This is a genomic window from Halodesulfovibrio aestuarii DSM 17919 = ATCC 29578 (assembly GCF_000384815.1).
Classification (GTDB): domain Bacteria; phylum Desulfobacterota; class Desulfovibrionia; order Desulfovibrionales; family Desulfovibrionaceae; genus Halodesulfovibrio; species Halodesulfovibrio aestuarii.
On sequence record NZ_ARQF01000017.1, the window covers coordinates 170,047 to 185,873 of the forward strand.

At 46.0% G+C, this 15,827-nt stretch carries 10 protein-coding genes; 7 read left to right on the plus strand and 3 right to left on the minus strand.

Going from position 1 to position 15,827, the window contains the following annotated elements; translation table 11 throughout:
- The first annotated feature begins 61 nt into the window (after nt 1–61).
- On the plus strand, nt 62–1,840 hold the full coding sequence (gene hflX, locus F461_RS0102915; RefSeq protein ID WP_019999658.1) for a GTPase HflX: 1,779 nt from the start codon (nt 62–64) through the stop codon (nt 1,838–1,840).
- 1,382 nt (nt 1,841–3,222) lie between these two features.
- Here hflX and F461_RS0102925 read toward each other — a convergent pair.
- On the minus strand, nt 3,223–5,514 hold the full coding sequence (locus tag F461_RS0102925; protein ID WP_019999660.1) for an ATP-binding protein: 2,292 nt from the start codon (nt 5,512–5,514) through the stop codon (nt 3,223–3,225).
- 273 nt (nt 5,515–5,787) lie between these two features.
- Between F461_RS0102925 and ftsY the strand changes: the two genes are divergently transcribed.
- Both ftsY and ung read left to right on the plus strand, forming a co-directional pair.
- The gene (gene ftsY / locus F461_RS0102930) at nt 5,788–7,524 is read left to right on the plus strand and encodes a signal recognition particle-docking protein FtsY (RefSeq protein WP_019999661.1); all 1,737 of its coding nucleotides are present in this window, start codon (nt 5,788–5,790) and stop codon (nt 7,522–7,524) included.
- A 234-nt stretch (nt 7,525–7,758) separates the two neighbouring features.
- The gene (gene ung, locus F461_RS0102935; protein ID WP_019999662.1) at nt 7,759–8,415 is read left to right on the plus strand and encodes a uracil-DNA glycosylase; all 657 of its coding nucleotides are present in this window, start codon (nt 7,759–7,761) and stop codon (nt 8,413–8,415) included.
- 274 nt (nt 8,416–8,689) lie between these two features.
- Here ung and hypE read toward each other — a convergent pair whose 3' ends face one another.
- Nucleotides 8,690–9,712 (minus strand): hydrogenase expression/formation protein HypE, encoded by a 1,023-nt coding sequence (hypE, locus tag F461_RS0102940; RefSeq protein WP_019999663.1) that lies wholly within the window; start codon nt 9,710–9,712, stop codon nt 8,690–8,692.
- Between the two features lie 2 nt (nt 9,713–9,714).
- Nucleotides 9,715–10,806, minus strand: a complete 1,092-nt coding sequence (gene hypD, locus F461_RS0102945; protein ID WP_019999664.1) for a hydrogenase formation protein HypD — start codon at nt 10,804–10,806, stop codon at nt 9,715–9,717.
- 345 nt (nt 10,807–11,151) lie between these two features.
- On the opposite strand from hypD, the gene F461_RS0102950 reads away from it, so the two are divergent.
- The 4 genes from F461_RS0102950 (at nt 11,152) to trpB (ending at nt 15,428) form a co-directional block, all read left to right on the plus strand.
- Nucleotides 11,152–11,655 carry an HDIG domain-containing metalloprotein gene (locus F461_RS0102950; RefSeq protein ID WP_143154845.1) on the plus strand — a complete coding sequence of 168 codons (504 nt, stop codon included), beginning with the start codon at nt 11,152–11,154 and terminating at the stop codon, nt 11,653–11,655.
- On the plus strand, nt 11,621–12,532 hold the full coding sequence (locus F461_RS0102955; protein ID WP_019999666.1) for a D-alanine--D-alanine ligase family protein: 912 nt from the start codon (nt 11,621–11,623) through the stop codon (nt 12,530–12,532). Before F461_RS0102950 ends, F461_RS0102955 begins: the two co-directional genes overlap by 35 nt.
- 140 nt (nt 12,533–12,672) lie before the next feature.
- Nucleotides 12,673–13,953: a 3-deoxy-D-manno-octulosonic acid transferase gene (locus F461_RS16910; RefSeq protein WP_019999667.1), complete on the plus strand. Its 1,281-nt coding sequence runs from the start codon at nt 12,673–12,675 to the stop codon at nt 13,951–13,953.
- A gap of 251 nt (nt 13,954–14,204) precedes the next feature.
- Nucleotides 14,205–15,428: a tryptophan synthase subunit beta gene (trpB, locus tag F461_RS0102965; protein ID WP_019999668.1), complete on the plus strand. Its 1,224-nt coding sequence runs from the start codon at nt 14,205–14,207 to the stop codon at nt 15,426–15,428.
- Nucleotides 15,429–15,827: the final 399 nt, after the last annotated feature.

The window sequence follows — 15,827 nt, forward strand, 5'->3', positions numbered from 1 at the left end:
GTTTGGATGAAGTACGGTGAGTTACGGAACGTAAGTGTAGGTTGACCAGCTTCATAATGAATTGGCTGACTTCGCTGATGAAACACTTTGGATAGTCAAGAAAAGCCTTTTTCCAGAAAGCTTTTTTGGCCGCCAGAGCCGTCCCGCTGACAAGCGCTGCCGGAGGCAACAGAAAAAACAGGAGTTCATCATAGCCTCTAAGGTTCTCGGCAACACACAAGGACTCAAACCGAGTCAGTTAAAATCTCTCCAGCGGCTTTTTGCCCGCCGTTATCCAGTGAAAGAGGGATATACTTCCGATCAGGCGCACGAACTTGCGGCTATTTCCCGCAGCGTTGGCAGACAGATAGCATTGCTTATTGACCGCCAAGGCAAGCCACAGATGGTTCTGGTGGGTGACACCGGCGCCATTTATATTCCGGAACTTCCTCGCGCTCGATCCAGTAGCGATCGTTTACGTGGTCTGCGTCTTGTTCATACTCATTTGAACGATGCACTTCTTTCGCAGGAAGACCTGATGGATATGCTCTTCTTACGTCTGGATTCTGTTTCAGTGCTTACTGTCGATGGCATGGGCGCTCCTGTTTCCTTTCAGTCTGCTCATATTCTCCCTGTACCTTCCGAAGACGGCGCGTCGTACAATGTGCACGAAGCTACCTCGTGGGAAAAAGTAGATATTGATTTTGAAGCGCAGACCGAGGCTCTTGAAGAAGAGCTTGCACGAACAGCAGATAGTGCCCGCAAACAAAGCGGCTCAGAACATGCGGTTCTGGTAAGTGTCAGCACACAGCCAAAGGATGTTCAAGAGTCACACCTGAATGAACTGGCAGAGCTTGCTGACACCGCAGGTGTTTCTGTTGCAGGTAAACTTGTGCAGCGGGTGCATCAGGTAAATCATAAATTTATTATGGGTAGAGGTAAGCTTGCAGAGCTGGAAATCCTTTGCCTTCAGGGTAATGCTTCCATGATCATTTTTGATGGTGAGCTTTCCCCTGCGCAGTTGCGTAACCTTACGGAAGTAACTGAACGAAAGGTTATTGATAGGACGCAGCTGATTCTCGATATTTTTGCACAGCACGCTACAACGCGTGCAGGCAAATTACAGGTTGAGATGGCACAACTGCAGTACGCACTGCCGCGTCTGGTTGGTAAAAACCGTGCAATGGACAGATTGATGGGTGGTATCGGTGGCCGTGGGCCGGGTGAAACCAAGCTTGAAACTGACCGACGAAAAGTGCGTGATCGCATTGCCCGTTTTAAAAAAGAGCTTGCTGCATTACGTAAGCAGCGTGCGTATGCGCGTGATCGCCGTAACAAGGCTCGCGTACCAGTCGCTGCGCTTGTGGGCTACACAAACGCGGGCAAGTCGACCACACTTAATGCTTTGACCAACTCAACGGTGCTTGCGGAGAATAAACTGTTTGCAACGCTTGATCCCACAACCCGCAGACTGCGTTTTCCAGAAGAACGTGAGCTTATTCTGACAGATACCGTAGGATTTATCCGAAATTTACCGAAAGAGTTGCGCGAAGCGTTCCGTGCAACGCTTGAAGAGCTTGAGGCCGCAGACCTGTTGCTGCATGTAGCAGATGCCGGACATCCGGAATTGGAAAAGCAGATTGCAGCTGTTGAACGTATTCTTGAGGACATGGAACTGCACGAAATTCCGACAACGCTGATCCTGAATAAGTGGGATACGCTTGATGAGGAACAGCAGGAGGCATTGACCCATTTATACCCCAATGCAATCCATATCGCTGCCAAAAGCAGGCTGGGACTTGATGAACTTTCTCAGGTGATTATTGATCGCATTGATTGGGAACGCGGATTAGTGATCTAATCAACGATAAATACAAAGAAAAAGCGTCCTTGTGGAGTACTTCCGCAAGGACGCTTTTTTATTTTTCGAAAAGAAAGTCAAAGAGGGGATGCCAGATTGTGTGGCTTGAACTATACCCTCTAAAAAGACAAAGGCTTGAGGAGCCACCTCAAGCCGTAAATATGTCTTTAGTGAATTTAAGAAGTACTTTTTATATAGCAGGATGTGTGCCAAGTTTTTGATATCTTCAGCATTATTAATAAGTCCTTTAAAGTCAATAGTTTGTGTTTTTTGGGTTAGTTGCTTGTGAAATCTAACCGTAGAAAAAATTGTACTCAAAGGGGGTAAGCCTAGAAAAGACAGTATAAAATTTTGCACAATGCGAAAGCTCTTAGATATGAGACTCTCAAAAAAATGGCGCTAATTCTCAGACAACTATAGAAAAAATGATGCATGGGAGGTTTGGAAAGAAAAAACTTCAGAGTAAAACAAAGATCGTACGAAACTTGTTCTGGCTAATACGCTGATTGCAGTTCCAACATGTGACTTGATAGTTGTGGGAGGGCGGATGCGTGAAAGGAAGGTTCATTAAAAATGATGAGAAGAGAAAAATATTTCATTTATTATAGATTGTTATGTTTGAAGCGCGCCTGTAGCTCTCATGACAATACGTAAGTCAAAAATATTTTACTTTTCTGTTATGCTACGTTTGAGCATGTATATTTTATAGGTTTTTTTTGTAAAATGCTTATAAATACAATGCCTTACTTGTGCTGATGCGTTATTCTGAGTAGCTGAATGCGATAGCTGTATCGCATGGAAATGATACGATGAATGGGCTTATTGTTATAGATGCAACGTGTGATTCTACAACTTCTGGACAGTTTTCAGTCCTGTGTTACTTTATTAGTAGGTAAAGAGAGCTGTGAGTCGTCCTTAGGTGAGTTTAGATAAGGGCTATCCAGAAGTCTCAGAAGTGTAGATCGATGCCGCGCATCGTATCCCGCCAAACGCGCTAGCCCTGTGGCACGTCATTGCACAGGGTATAAAGACTGATCATCAGTCTGCGCAGAAACGTGGTTGAGGATTTGAGTTGGATAACCTCGACAGGAGGGTATAAGTCACGGAAAATCGGTATCCTCATAATGGCAAATAGAGTTGCCCTTGATGTGGGGTTGGATCGTTGCCCCCAAGTTCGTGCACAGCAAAGGTTCCTGAGGTAACTCATGAACATACCGGTCACCGGAAATTGTGCACTTTTTTTGTCTGCGATTTACTCACGGTGCATCGTATTTCCATCCGACCAACCAGCCGGTTAACAATGCGCTTTGTATGAGCAACTTTTTTGACCAACGTTATGTTTTGCTTTTCTTTCAGAGACAGTATTGGTCTAAGTTGTTGTCTTACATTGCATGAGGCAGACAGACCGTGAATGTGGCTCCCTGATTCTGTGCTGCTGTGACAGAAATAGTCCCGCTGTGGTTGTTGGTAATAATGTAGTAAGAAACTGAAAGCCCCAATCCTGTACCATCGCCTACAGGTTTTGTCGTGTAGAATGGTTCAAATATGCGTTTGCGCACGTCTTCCCCCATTCCCGGGCCGTTGTCGGCTATGGTAATCATAACACCGGATGCAGTCTGCTGTGTTGTAATGACAATTTTTGGATTTTCAATTGTCGGAACAGCCGATGCAAAAGCCTGTGCTGCGTTTTTTAACAAGTTAAGCAGCACCTGTTCAATTTCTTGTGGAGCACACGACAGTTGTGAAACATTTTTATCAAATTCACGGATAATTTTAATCTGATTAAAATTTTGTTGTGTTTTCAGGTGGTAGTCATTTGCAGCAAGCTCAATGGACTTATCAATGATGCAGTGTATGTTGCACGGGATGAGTTTTGTGTCTGAGCCTCTGCAAAACTCGAGCATGTTCGCAATAATTGACGCAGCTCGCTTTCCGCATTCTGAAACACCATCCAGTAGTCCGAAAATTTCCCGTTGCTCCATGTATTCATTCACTTTATCCAGCGAAAGATTGAGTTGTTTAGCTATGTGGATGTTTGGAGCAAGGTCAATGCTGAAACGGCGTTGAATATTTTGTACTCCTTGAAGAATTCCCCCGAGCGGGTTGTTTATTTCATGTGCCATACCTGCTGCAAGCCCGCTTATAGAAGCCATTTTTTCTGCCTGAATAATACGCTCTTCCATACGCAGACGTTCTGAAATGTCATCAATTCGCAATACCGCGACATGGTCATTACCTATATTTACAGGGAAAATAATGATGTCATAGGTGACAAGTACACCTTTTCGAATCGAAGTAAATTTTGGTACGTGTATAGGTGTAAGAGTCTCAAACGATTTTTCAATATGCTGTTCAAGGAAAGTCAGTTCCGGTATTATCTGGCTGAAACGCTTTCCTTCTGCGTTAGTGGTTATGATTCCGGTACGGTCTTCTATTGTGTCGTTCCAGAGTGTCACAGTCATTTGTCTTGTTACGCCTACGATTAGAGAGGGCATGCAGTTGATGATGTTTTTGAGCATCTCTTTAGTAGAAAGGAGACGCTGTTCAACACGTTTTTTGAGTGTGATATCTGAGAAAATTCCAACAATCCGATACGGTTCTTCGCTTTGATCTTTTATAATTTGAGCGCGCCCGAGGAACCAGCGGTATTCTCCGTCCTTGTGTTTGACTCGGTACTCCAGTTCAATTCGCCCCGATGCGTCATATTTTTCTCCATTTGCAAGGGCTGTTACCTTTTTCAGATCATCTGGATGGACTTTTTCTAACCAGACAGAGAGATGATTTGTTAACTCAGCATCCGTATAGCCCAGAAGCTCTTTCCACCGAGGTGTGTACAGTAGAACGTCCTGGCCTAAATAGCGGTCAAGAATTCCGTCCATTGTGCTTGCGGCAATAAGGCTGAACTGTTCCTGACTTGTCAGCAACTGATACTCGACGTGCTTTCTTTCTCTTATATGTTCATTGAGTTGCGTGTTTATTTGGGTAAGCTCTGCTTCTCGTAATGAAACTTGTCTTGCCATTTCTTTAAAATTGAGAGCAATGTGCTGAATTTCCCGGGTGCGAAGCTTTGGATAATGCTCAGGGTATGTTCCGGTTCGTAACTGGTCTATCATTTGACTCAGTTGTGCGAGTGGTTTTTTTAGATATAGCGCAAGCAGTTGATGGGTAAGTATAAGAATGGTTAGAAGCAAGATTCCAATGGTAAAGAGATAGTTGATTAATTGCTGTTGCTGTTTTTTTTTAAAAGCAGCAAAGGATAGGTCTGTTGTAACTTTGCCAATATGCTGATGATTATGATAAATATCACTGGAGATTGTTTTATCTGCACGTATAGATGCATCGCTTGATTTTTTTGCGATCAATGTACCGTCAGGCTCTTCAACTTGAATCCTTACGGCAATGTTGGATTCGGCGGCAATAGAAATGATTCTGTTAACAGTGTCATAGTCAACATTCCAGATAGGTAAAGAGAGGGTGTCTGCTAGACGTTGGAAGCGTCTGGCGGAACTTTTCTCAAGTTGATCAAGGGCTGAGTGGTACAGTTGTGAGTAGTGAAAGACGCCAAGCAGCAAAATCATCGCACAGAATGTAGCAGTAATGCCCAGTGATAAACTGCGAGAGAGCGAATTGTCGCAGAATAGTCGTGCAAGGGTGCGAGAGATGGGGGCTTTCATATACACTCCTGTAATCCCAAAACCAAAAGAATGAGTACCGCAACAGCAAGCTTAGATATTATAGAATTGGGGCAGAGAGTCAATAATGAGGCGTAGATATGTACTTATGGTGGTGTTGCAATGAATTGGAGAAGAGAATAGTTTGGCAATATAAAAAATTCTCTAAGCCCCTTGGTGACTTGACTCCAGCGCAGTAATAAGCAAAGTATTCCGATTCAATTATAAGATAAAAAACAACAGGGAATTTGATCTCTGGTATGTAAAGGATGGACTATGGGGTTCTTTTCTAAGCTGAAACGACTTTGGACAACTGAAGATTCTTCTCAACCGGCAGAGCAGGGAACACCAGAAAGTGTGGTGGAAGCTATTGCGGAAGAAGAATCAGAGAGTACTGAATCGATAGCTGCAGAGACTGCGCCGCAAGAACAGCATGTAGAAGAAGTGCAAGTTCAAGTAGCTGAACCTGCTATTGAGCAAGAACATGCTGTGGAAGAGGTGCGAGCAGAACAAGAAGAGTCAGTTCAAGAAGTGCCTATTGAAGAACCAGTGAGCGCAGAACCTGAAGTAACTCTTGAACCTGAGTTCATTCTTAAAAAATCAGAAGCGACGACAGAAGAGGTCGAGCCGGCTGAATTGCTTGTAGAGCCGGATACAACTGTAGAGCCTGCTCCTGAGAAGCCGCTGGAGCCAACAGTAGAACCGACCCCAGAACCGGCTCTATCCGTTGCCCCTGTTGTAGTGCCAGCTGAACCAGCTAAGCCGGAAACAGCAACATTAGTAACAGACGACCAGCCACAGTGGCAGAAAGATCTTACTGTTGCCTTACGCGGTGCTGAACCGAAACTTTCCGTCTGGCTTGAACATGTTCTCAACGGTATCGAAGAAGTTGGCGACCCTCTTTGGGAACGTCTTCGTTTCTTCTTTGATGCTCTTGATGCACCGAAAGATGAAGCAGAAGCTTTTATCGCTAAGTTTGCAGATTGGCTCGATGATATGGAATATGACTACGTCAGCGATTTCCGTTCCGAGCTCCAGTATCGTTTAGCACTCGCTCTTGATCTTGAAGATGAAGAAGACGAACGTTCCCGACTGTTCCTGAAACTCTCTGAAGGGCTTTCCAAAACAAAAGAACAGATTACCAAGCAGATTGATGGATTACTCGCAACCCACTCAGAAATTGATGAATCCTTCTGGGAAGAGTTTGAAGAGATCCTTATTATGTCTGACGTTGGTTTCGAACCGACCATGAAGCTTGTCGGGCGTCTTCGTGAGCGTGTGCGTAAAGCAGGCACAAACGATCCTGCTAAATTCAAAGAATTTATGCGCGAAGAACTGGAAGAAATTTTCAAAACAGGTCCTCGCATTACTGCTGTTAACATGCCGGAGGTTGTCCTCATGGTTGGTGTTAACGGCGTAGGTAAAACTACCACTATTGCCAAGCTTGCATATCGTGCACAACTTCAGGGTAAAAAAGTACTTATTGCTGCAGGCGATACCTTCCGTGCAGCCGCAATCGAACAGTTGCAAGTATGGGCAGACCGTATCGGTGTTGACATTCATGCTAAGGCCGCCAACTCTGACCCTGCAGCAGTAGCCTATGAAGCGGTAGAAAAAGCAGTTGAAGGTGGCTATGACCTTTTGTTCGTGGACACAGCAGGACGTCTTCAGACCAAAGTCGGTTTGATGGACGAATTGCAGAAAATTCGCAACGTACTTGGCAAAAAGCATGAAGGTGCGCCGCACCGTACTATTCTTACTATTGACGCAACAACCGGTCAGAACGCGCTGTCACAGACCAAACTGTTTAATGAAGTTGCGCATCTTGATGAGATTATCCTTACCAAGCTTGATGGTACTGCTAAAGGCGGTATTGTTGTGGCAATCGCAATGGAATTCAATATTCCGATCACCTACATTGGACTTGGTGAGAAAATGGAAGACCTCAGGCCGTTTAATGGTGCCGATTTCGCAACCGCGTTGCTTGGACTTGAGGATGCACCGGAAGCATAGCTTTTTAAAAGGTTGCCACCGATAGGGCTGCAAGGTTTTGTTTCCGACGGGCATAAAGTTGCCCCTTCACTTCGCGAAAGGGACGCCCTCTCTACTGCGATTAGGTAAACAGTCTTGCATATAGGTCGTAACTGTACCGCGTAAGCCTTGTTACGAAGCTATTGAATACTTGTCATTAATCTAAGACGGATGGGAAAGCCTGTCCGTCTTTTTTATAGAAGAGAGGATACATTCATGATCCCGCAAGATTGGTGTGAAGCTGTTCCGTATTTTAAAGAGGGCAGGCACGAGCGAATTTTGCAGAAAGTGGCAACACTACGCGAATCAACCACAGTGTTTCCGCCGGAAGATCAAGTGTTCTCAGCACTTGAAGCTGTATCGTTTGATGAAGTGCGTGTTGTCATCTTGGGGCAAGACCCATATCATGGGGCAGGGCAAGCTCACGGGCTGGCTTTTTCTGTACCTGAGGGCGCAAAGTTTCCGCCGTCACTCCGGAATATTTTTAAAGAAATTGATGCGGAGTTTTATGGTGGAAGCAAACGAGAGGTTTCAACAAACCTTATGCGTTGGGCAAAGCAAGGTGTTCTTCTCTTAAACGCGACTTTGACAGTTCAAGAAGGTCAAGCTGCGTCGCATGCAAAGCTTGGTTGGAACGCCGTAACAGACGACATTATTAAAGCCATAAGCCGTAATCGCAAAAATCTGGTTTTTCTCCTTTGGGGGAAACATGCACAGGATAAACGTCCGCTCATCGCCGATAATGATCACTGCATTCTCGAAGCAGCCCACCCGTCACCGCTCTCTGCATCGCGTGGTTTTTTTGGCTGTAATCATTTTATTCTTACCAATGAATGGCTGCGCAAGCACGACCAACCTGAGATCGACTGGTAGTTTGTATTTCTGATTTTTTGTACTCGACGTTCTGGACTTTATTAGGCAACCGTTCGTTGATTATGTTCTTATGCGATTTAACTTTATTGAGTTGAACAAAAAAGGGCTGTCCTGCAATAAGCAGGACAGCCCTTTTTTCTTTAAGGAAAGGTCGTGAAACGTAGGCGTGTGAAAAAGCAAACAACAAGCTGCGGTCGCAATAACGTCGCGGTCAAGGGGGCGTCCCCCTTGCGGGTGCAGGGCAGAGCCCTTGCCCGTCGGAGACAACACTCTGTTAGCAAATACGCGGCAGTTGTTCACCTTCGAGCATGTTGAGCAGTCGATGGCCACCGAGAGGTGTTTCAAGCACAACTTGTCCGGCTTTACCCGGGGAGTTTTCAGGATCAAGCACAGTGCCTACCTGCACAGCCTCTTCGCCGTATTTCATAGTCCGCATAAGAGTTAATGCTGCTTCTGCCTTCTCTTGTGGAAGGATGCAGATGAGTTTGCCCTCGTTAGCGAGGTAGAATGGGTCAAGGCCGAGGAAAGAGCAGCCGTTACGAACGGATTCTCTTACGGGCACTTGATTTTCTATAAGCTTGATGGTGACTTTGGATTGACCGGCGATTTCGTTGAGAGTGGTGGCAAGACCTCCACGGGTCGGATCGCGCAGAACGTGGATGTCACCGATCTCGTTGATGAGTGCTTCGATTATGTGGTTGAGCGGCGCGGAGTCACTTTGAACGTCAGTGGCGAAGTTAAGCCCTTCGCGGTTCGATAGGACGGTGAGTCCATGATCACCCATGGTTCCGGAAACAAGAACTGCATCGCCTGGTTTAGCGTGTGCGCCAGAGGTGGCTTCAGGAAGAATGAGTTCACCGACGCCGGTCGTGTTGATGAAAATTTTATCGACACAGCCGCGTGGGACAACTTTGGTATCACCGGTGACGATGAGTACGTCCGCTTCTTTTGCAGCTTGTGCCATCTCGATAACAATTTTTTCCAGCGTGCTCATTTTAAGGCCTTCTTCAATGATGAAGCCGCAGGAAAGATAGCGTGGCTTAGCTCCGAGCATAGCTACGTCGTTCACGGTTCCGTGTACTGCAAGAGTGCCGATGTTGCCGCCGGGGAAGAAAATCGGATCAACAGTGTAGCTGTCGGTGCTCATGGTGATGGGGCCGGTTATATCCAGCAGGGCAGCATCGTTCATTTCGTTAAGAATCGGGTTGCCGAAGTGCTTGAAAAAGAGGTCGCCAATGAGACGGTTGGAGGCCATGCCTCCGCTTCCGTGATCGAGAAGAAGTGTAGATTCGCTCATGATTATGCTGTCACCTGATATTTGAAGTATGCTGCACAGCTGCCTTCTGTGGAAACCATGCAAGGGCCGACCGGTTTTGCAGGAGTGCATGCCTTGGCGAATAATGGGCAATCGTTTGGCTGCATTTTTCCTTTAAGAACCTCGCCACATTTACAACCGGGGGTTTGCGGCACCTCGGTCAGTGTAATATTCAGCGCTTTCAAAGCGTCAAATTCTGCGTATTCATCATTAAAAACAAGACCGCTATCTGGAATTGTTCCTACACCGCGCCATTGTGCTTCTGCTACATCAAATACAGAGAACATAATTTCGCGTGCTCTGGCGTTGCCGGAATCAGATACTGCGCGTTTGTATTGGTTGACAATTGATGCTTTGCCTTTTTTGCGTTGTTCAACCATGATGAGTAGAGATTCGAGAATATCTACAGGATCAAATCCGGTAATGACGCCCGGGGTGTTGTAGCGTTCAGCCACAAAGTGGTATGGTTCCATGCCAAGAATGGTGGAAACATGCCCTGGTAAAAGGAATGCGTCTACGGCGCATTCTGGGTCGTCAAGCAGCACTTTGAGTGCTGGCGGAACCAGTTTATGGAATGAAAGCACCTTGAAATTTGCAATGTTTTGCTGTTTTGCCATCATGATGGAAGCAGCAATGGTTGGTGCGGTGGTCTCGAACCCGACTCCGAGGAATACTACGGTGTCATTGGGATTGTTCTGAGCAAGCTTGAGTGCATCCAGCGGGGAGTAAACGATTTCGATTCGTGCCCCTTCAGCTTTAGCAAGCTTGAGATTGCGCCCCTTGGGGCCTGGTACACGCATTAAGTCGCCGAATGTAGCAATAATGACGTCGTCTTTTTCCGCCAGATCCAAGAAGGCAGCAACTTCACTTTCATGTGTCACACACACAGGGCAGCCGGGGCCGGATAGGTGCACGATTTCTTTAGGTAGTAACTGGCGAAGTCCGCTTTGAAAAATAGCTACAGTATGCGTGCCGCAGACTTCCATAAAGCGAAGAGGAGCATCGAGTTCATTATGCAGTTGCTCCAGAAGCTTTTTGCATAATTCTGGATCCTTAAAGGAATCAGATACATTCATAGTGTACATCCTTATCAAGGTTGGAATATAGGATAGACGCGGCAGGGTATCCGCACACTGAATACTGCTACGCTTTCAGTTTGGTGGTGTCAATGTGGTGGAAAAAGTCGATGATGCAAGCTGTCTTTGCTTTTTTTTCGCCTGCTTGCTACAAAAAGTTGAAAGCCGGACTTTTTTTGAAATTATCTTGCCGGATACATAGAGGTTTTTATGCGGTCACAGTCAGATTCTCAACGCAAGCAATGCGTTCCTTGTGAAACCCTTCCTTTTCATCGTTTTCCAGTGAATCCGAAGTGGCATATTCCGACCAGAGCAGAGTGCACGGCTCTGTGGAATAAATATAGAATGCCTGAGCATATTCGGGCGCATAGCGAGCAAGTTGCAAATGTTGCGATTGCGCTGGCAGAACTGGGCGTGCGGCGCGGGCTGGACGTTTCCATTGAAAGCATCGCTTCGAGTGCGCTTTTGCATGATATCGCAAAAGCGTACACCATAGAATTTGGTGGTGACCATGCATGGATTGGTGGTTCAATAGTTTTGTCTGAAACAGGTAATCCTTACGTTGCTCAAGGTGTTGTGCACCATGTTCACTGGGATTGGCCTGTTGATTCAGAATTGTGTTTTTTGCCTTTGGCGATTATCTACGCAGATAAGCGGGTGATGCACGATAGTGTAGTATCGCTTAATGAACGCTTTGAAGATCTTGTTGTTCGGTATGGAAGAAATGACAGGATTATTGCTAATATAATGAAGGCAAAGGTGCTCGCAGAGCAGATCGAGAGAGCCTTTTCCGAACAATTAGGAATTTCGTTACATGAATATTCTTTTAATAGCAGGCGGATGGTCTAGCGAACGGGAAGTTTCGCTGAATGGAGCAAAAGGCATCCATAAGGCGCTGCTGCGCCTTGGGCACTCTGTTACATTTTTTGATCCGGAGCATTCTCTGGACGGTTTACTTGCTGCCGCAAGGGAGCATGACTTTGCGTTTATTAACCTGCATGGTTCTCCCGGTGAGGATGGCTTAGTGCAGGCACTGCTGGAGTCCATAGGCTGTCCGTTTCAGGGGAGTCGCTCCACAGGATCTTTTCTTGCATTGAATAAGTCAGTCACTAAGCAGGTTTTTCTTGATAATGGTCTGCCGACTCCTGAATGGGAGTTTCTGGCAAAGCGTCCTTCAAAAGACTGGCGCCCTAAATTCTCTTATCCGTTATTTATCAAGTCGAACACTGGCGGTTCCAGCTTAGGGCTTTCCCGTGTTGCAAGCGATGAGCATCTTTCTGAATCTCTGGATCACCTGTTTGCTACAGAAAGTCAGCTGATTGTTGAACCGTTGATCGAAGGTGTAGAAGTTACTTGCGGTGTGCTTGGTCAAGTTGCACTGCCTCCTATTCTTATTGAACCGGCGGAAGGTTCAGCTTTTTTTGATTACGACGCAAAATACCGCCCCGGCGGAGCTCGTGAAATTTGTCCGGCTCCATTGCCGGAAACAATTACTGCGAAGGTAAAGCATTTTGCGCTTAAAGCTCACGAAGTCCTTGGACTGAGTGGGTACAGCCGCGCGGACTTTATTTACTCACCAGATGGCAGTTTACACCTGTTGGAGGTTAACACTCTTCCGGGTATGACCGCTACAAGCCTGCTACCACAAGAGGCTGCTGCCGTCGGGCTTTCTTTTGACGCGCTTATTGCAAAGTTGATTCAATTGGGCCTTACCGACAATAAATAGCAAAAAAATGCACTGCATTGTTTCTGGAAAAGCACTTCATTAGTTATGGTGTGCTGTTTTGGAGCGTTGCAGTGCATCTGTCTATATTATTTGCTTGAAGGATTTGTTAGCGGACTCACTCTCAAACTTAGGATGCCTCTATGAGCCTTGGATTCTCACACAATATGATGCTTGCAGCTTATGGAACTGCATGGCGCATTGCCCGACCTTTTCTTGATCGCAATAAACGTTTAAAGCATGGACTTTCTCAGCGGCTTGTGCCCTACGGATGGTCAAAACGGGCACATGTGTGGATTCAGGCCGCTTCCGGCGGTGAGGCATATCTTGCATGGCAAATGCTGCGCGAGATGCCGGATGATCAACAATTAACCATCCTGCTTACCTCTTGTACCAAGCAGGGGATTGAGGTCTTAGAAAAAGCCAGAGAGTGGGCTTCCAAAGAAAAAAGTTATCTTGATATCCTCGTAAGGTATTTTCCGTATGATCAGCCCCATGTGATGGAGCGTGCCGTGGAAATGGTAGCGCCGAAAACCATGGTTTTACTGGAAACAGAATTGTGGCCGGGGCTTATGACAGCCTGTGCCGTGCGAAATACCCCAGTCGCGGTCTTCAATGGACGAATGAACCCGCGGTCACTTGCAGGGTATCTAGCGACTGCCGGATTCTGGCGTCGTATCCGACCGGCAATGATTCACGCTATTTCTGATAAAGATGCCCGCAGGTACGCGGCTCTTTTTGGAGAACAGGGCGTGTATGCTATGAACAATATTAAATTTGATAGTGTTTCTGTTGGTCGCATCCGAGGTAAGAATCCGCTGATTGGTAAAGTTATTAAGAAGAACACCCCCCTTGTTGTGCTCGGTTCTGTTCGTGAAGAAGAAGAGTCTGATCTCCTTGATTTGGTTACCCGTCTTAAAGAGGCCCGTCCAAAGACAAGTATAGCGCTTTTTCCTCGGCATATGGAGCGAGTTGGGGTGTGGGAAATGATGCTGAACGGCACAGATTTACCTTTCGTCCTTCGATCACAGATTACAGAGCCACCTGTTCCGGGAACTGTCATTTTGTGGGATACCTTTGGTGAGCTGGGATATGCGTATCAGCTTGCTCGTGCAGTTTTTGTTGGTGGCAGCCTTGCTCCACTAGGTGGTCAGAATTTCCTTGAGCCTCTTGCGGTTGGCAAGAACCCCGTTATCGGCACCAGCTACCATAACTTTCAATGGGCAGAAGGCGTCATCGATGAAAAGATGGTGTACTCTATGGATAATGTGGATGATGTCTACGATCAGCTCATGCGCATTCTTAAGCGAGCCGCAAAACCGGAAGTAGTGCAGAAGCGTTTTGCGGCGTGGCTTAAAGATCGACAGGGCGGCACAATGCAGGTGCTTAATGCTCTCTGGTTTTTAATGAAGCGTGCGAATTAGATTTGTATTTTTCAAAACAAATTTTATTGACAGAACAAAGCTTATAGTCTTACAGTTTGGACATGCAGAAAACTAACAATTCATCCATTCTTTCTCTTCGAAATTGGTGGTGGCGCTGGTAAAAGGCGCCGTGGATTGTTATTGCCTGCGTAAAAATATTACGTAGAACTTACTAAAACCGCGGTAGTGCAAACTGACCGCGGTTTTTTTTATGGTCTAAGCACTGCCGTAACATATTAAGGAGACTCATTATGTCTACAGCAGTGAACAACGAAGTTTCAGCGGCGGGTTTTTTTGGTGAATACGGCGGACAGTACGTTCCGGAACCATTAAAGCCTGTCCTTGCAGAGCTTGAAGCAGCTTTCGAAAAATACCGCAACGATCCTGAGTTCATCAAAGAGTATCATTACTATTTGACTCAGTTCTCAGGTCGCGAAACTCCCCTCTACCTTTGTTCCAATCTTACAGAAAGACTTGGTGGCGCAAAAATCTACCTTAAACGGGAAGATTTGAACCACCTTGGTGCACATAAAGTTAACAACACCATCGGGCAGATTTTACTTGCAAAGCGTATGGGCAAAAAACGCATCATCGCTGAAACCGGTGCTGGTCAGCATGGCGTCGCAACAGCTGCAACGGCTGCTCTCATGGGTATGGAATGTACCATTTTTATGGGTGAAGTTGATATTGAACGTCAGAAGCTCAACGTATTCCGTATGCAGATGATGGGCGCAAAAGTTGTCGCTGCAACCAGCGGTCAGAGAACGCTGAAAGAAGCAGTTGATGAAGCGTTGGCAGAACTGGTTCAATCTTCAGAAGACACTTTCTACCTTCTTGGGTCAGCAGTAGGTCCACATCCGTACCCGACAATCGTCCGCGAATTTCAGCATATCATCAGTAAAGAGGCAAAGCGTCAGATTCTTGAGCAGGAAGGTCGTTTGCCGGATTGCTGTCTCGCCTGTGTTGGTGGCGGTTCAAACGCAATCGGTATGTTTGCAGATTTTATTGAAGAAGAAGGCGTACGTCTTATTGGTGTAGAACCGGCAGGTCGTGGTCTTAAGTATGGTGAGCATGCAGCATCCTTGAGCCTCGGCGAGCCGGGTATAATGCATGGGTTCAATTCTTACATGCTTAAAGATGAAAATGGCGAAGCTGCTGAAGTTTACTCAATATCTGCTGGTCTTGATTACCCGAGTGTAGGGCCAGAGCACGCATTTCTTAAAGATGCTGGTCGTGCAGAATATGCGTATATCAGTGATAAAGAAGCAATGGATGCATTCTTTGCACTCTCCCGTACCGAAGGTATTATTCCTGCAATCGAATCTTCCCATGCCCTTGCACACGCAATGAAGATTGCACCGCAGATGGATAAGGATCAGATTCTTATAGTATGCCTTTCTGGTCGTGGTGACAAAGACGTTGCTCAGATCGAAGAAATGGTTTCTGCTGGTGACATCACGATTCCTGAGTTGTAATAAGCAACAAAATTACAGGAAAAGCGGGATGTCGACTAAGGCATTCCGCTTTTTCTTATTGCAAAGGGAAAATGTTGAAAAAGTATTATGAGTGTAATTTTGTAAAATCAGTATGTTACCATGTAGTCTGATGATTGTTTAGAAAAAGCATTAAAAAAATATTAAAAACATGTTGACGGAGAGGGCAGGTTTGCATAGAACGTCTCTCGCTGCAACGGAGCAGCCCAAACGGGTCGCACCAAAACAGCTTGTTCATTTTCAATTAACGACGCAAAAACGAAAGACAACTTCTTCGAAAGTAATTCAAAAAAGAGGTTGACTCCTGAAGTAAGATAAGGCAAAACGCTTTTCGCACTTCAGAAGACAACTGGTCTTTTGTCGTCGCTTTGAAACTCTTTG

Coding starts and splice junctions, on each gene's coding strand:
- ftsY (WP_019999661.1), top strand. CDS start 5,788: ATGGGGTTCTTTTCTAAGCTGAAACGACTTTGGACAACTGAAGATTCT.
- trpB (WP_019999668.1), top strand. CDS start 14,205: ATGTCTACAGCAGTGAACAACGAAGTTTCAGCGGCGGGTTTTTTTGGT.
- F461_RS0102950 (WP_143154845.1), top strand. CDS start 11,152: ATGCCTGAGCATATTCGGGCGCATAGCGAGCAAGTTGCAAATGTTGCG.
- hypE (WP_019999663.1), bottom strand. CDS start 9,712: ATGAGCGAATCTACACTTCTTCTCGATCACGGAAGCGGAGGCATGGCC.
- hypD (WP_019999664.1), bottom strand. CDS start 10,806: ATGAATGTATCTGATTCCTTTAAGGATCCAGAATTATGCAAAAAGCTT.
- F461_RS0102955 (WP_019999666.1), top strand. CDS start 11,621: ATGAATATTCTTTTAATAGCAGGCGGATGGTCTAGCGAACGGGAAGTT.
- F461_RS16910 (WP_019999667.1), top strand. CDS start 12,673: ATGAGCCTTGGATTCTCACACAATATGATGCTTGCAGCTTATGGAACT.
- F461_RS0102925 (WP_019999660.1), bottom strand. CDS start 5,514: ATGAAAGCCCCCATCTCTCGCACCCTTGCACGACTATTCTGCGACAAT.
- ung (WP_019999662.1), top strand. CDS start 7,759: ATGATCCCGCAAGATTGGTGTGAAGCTGTTCCGTATTTTAAAGAGGGC.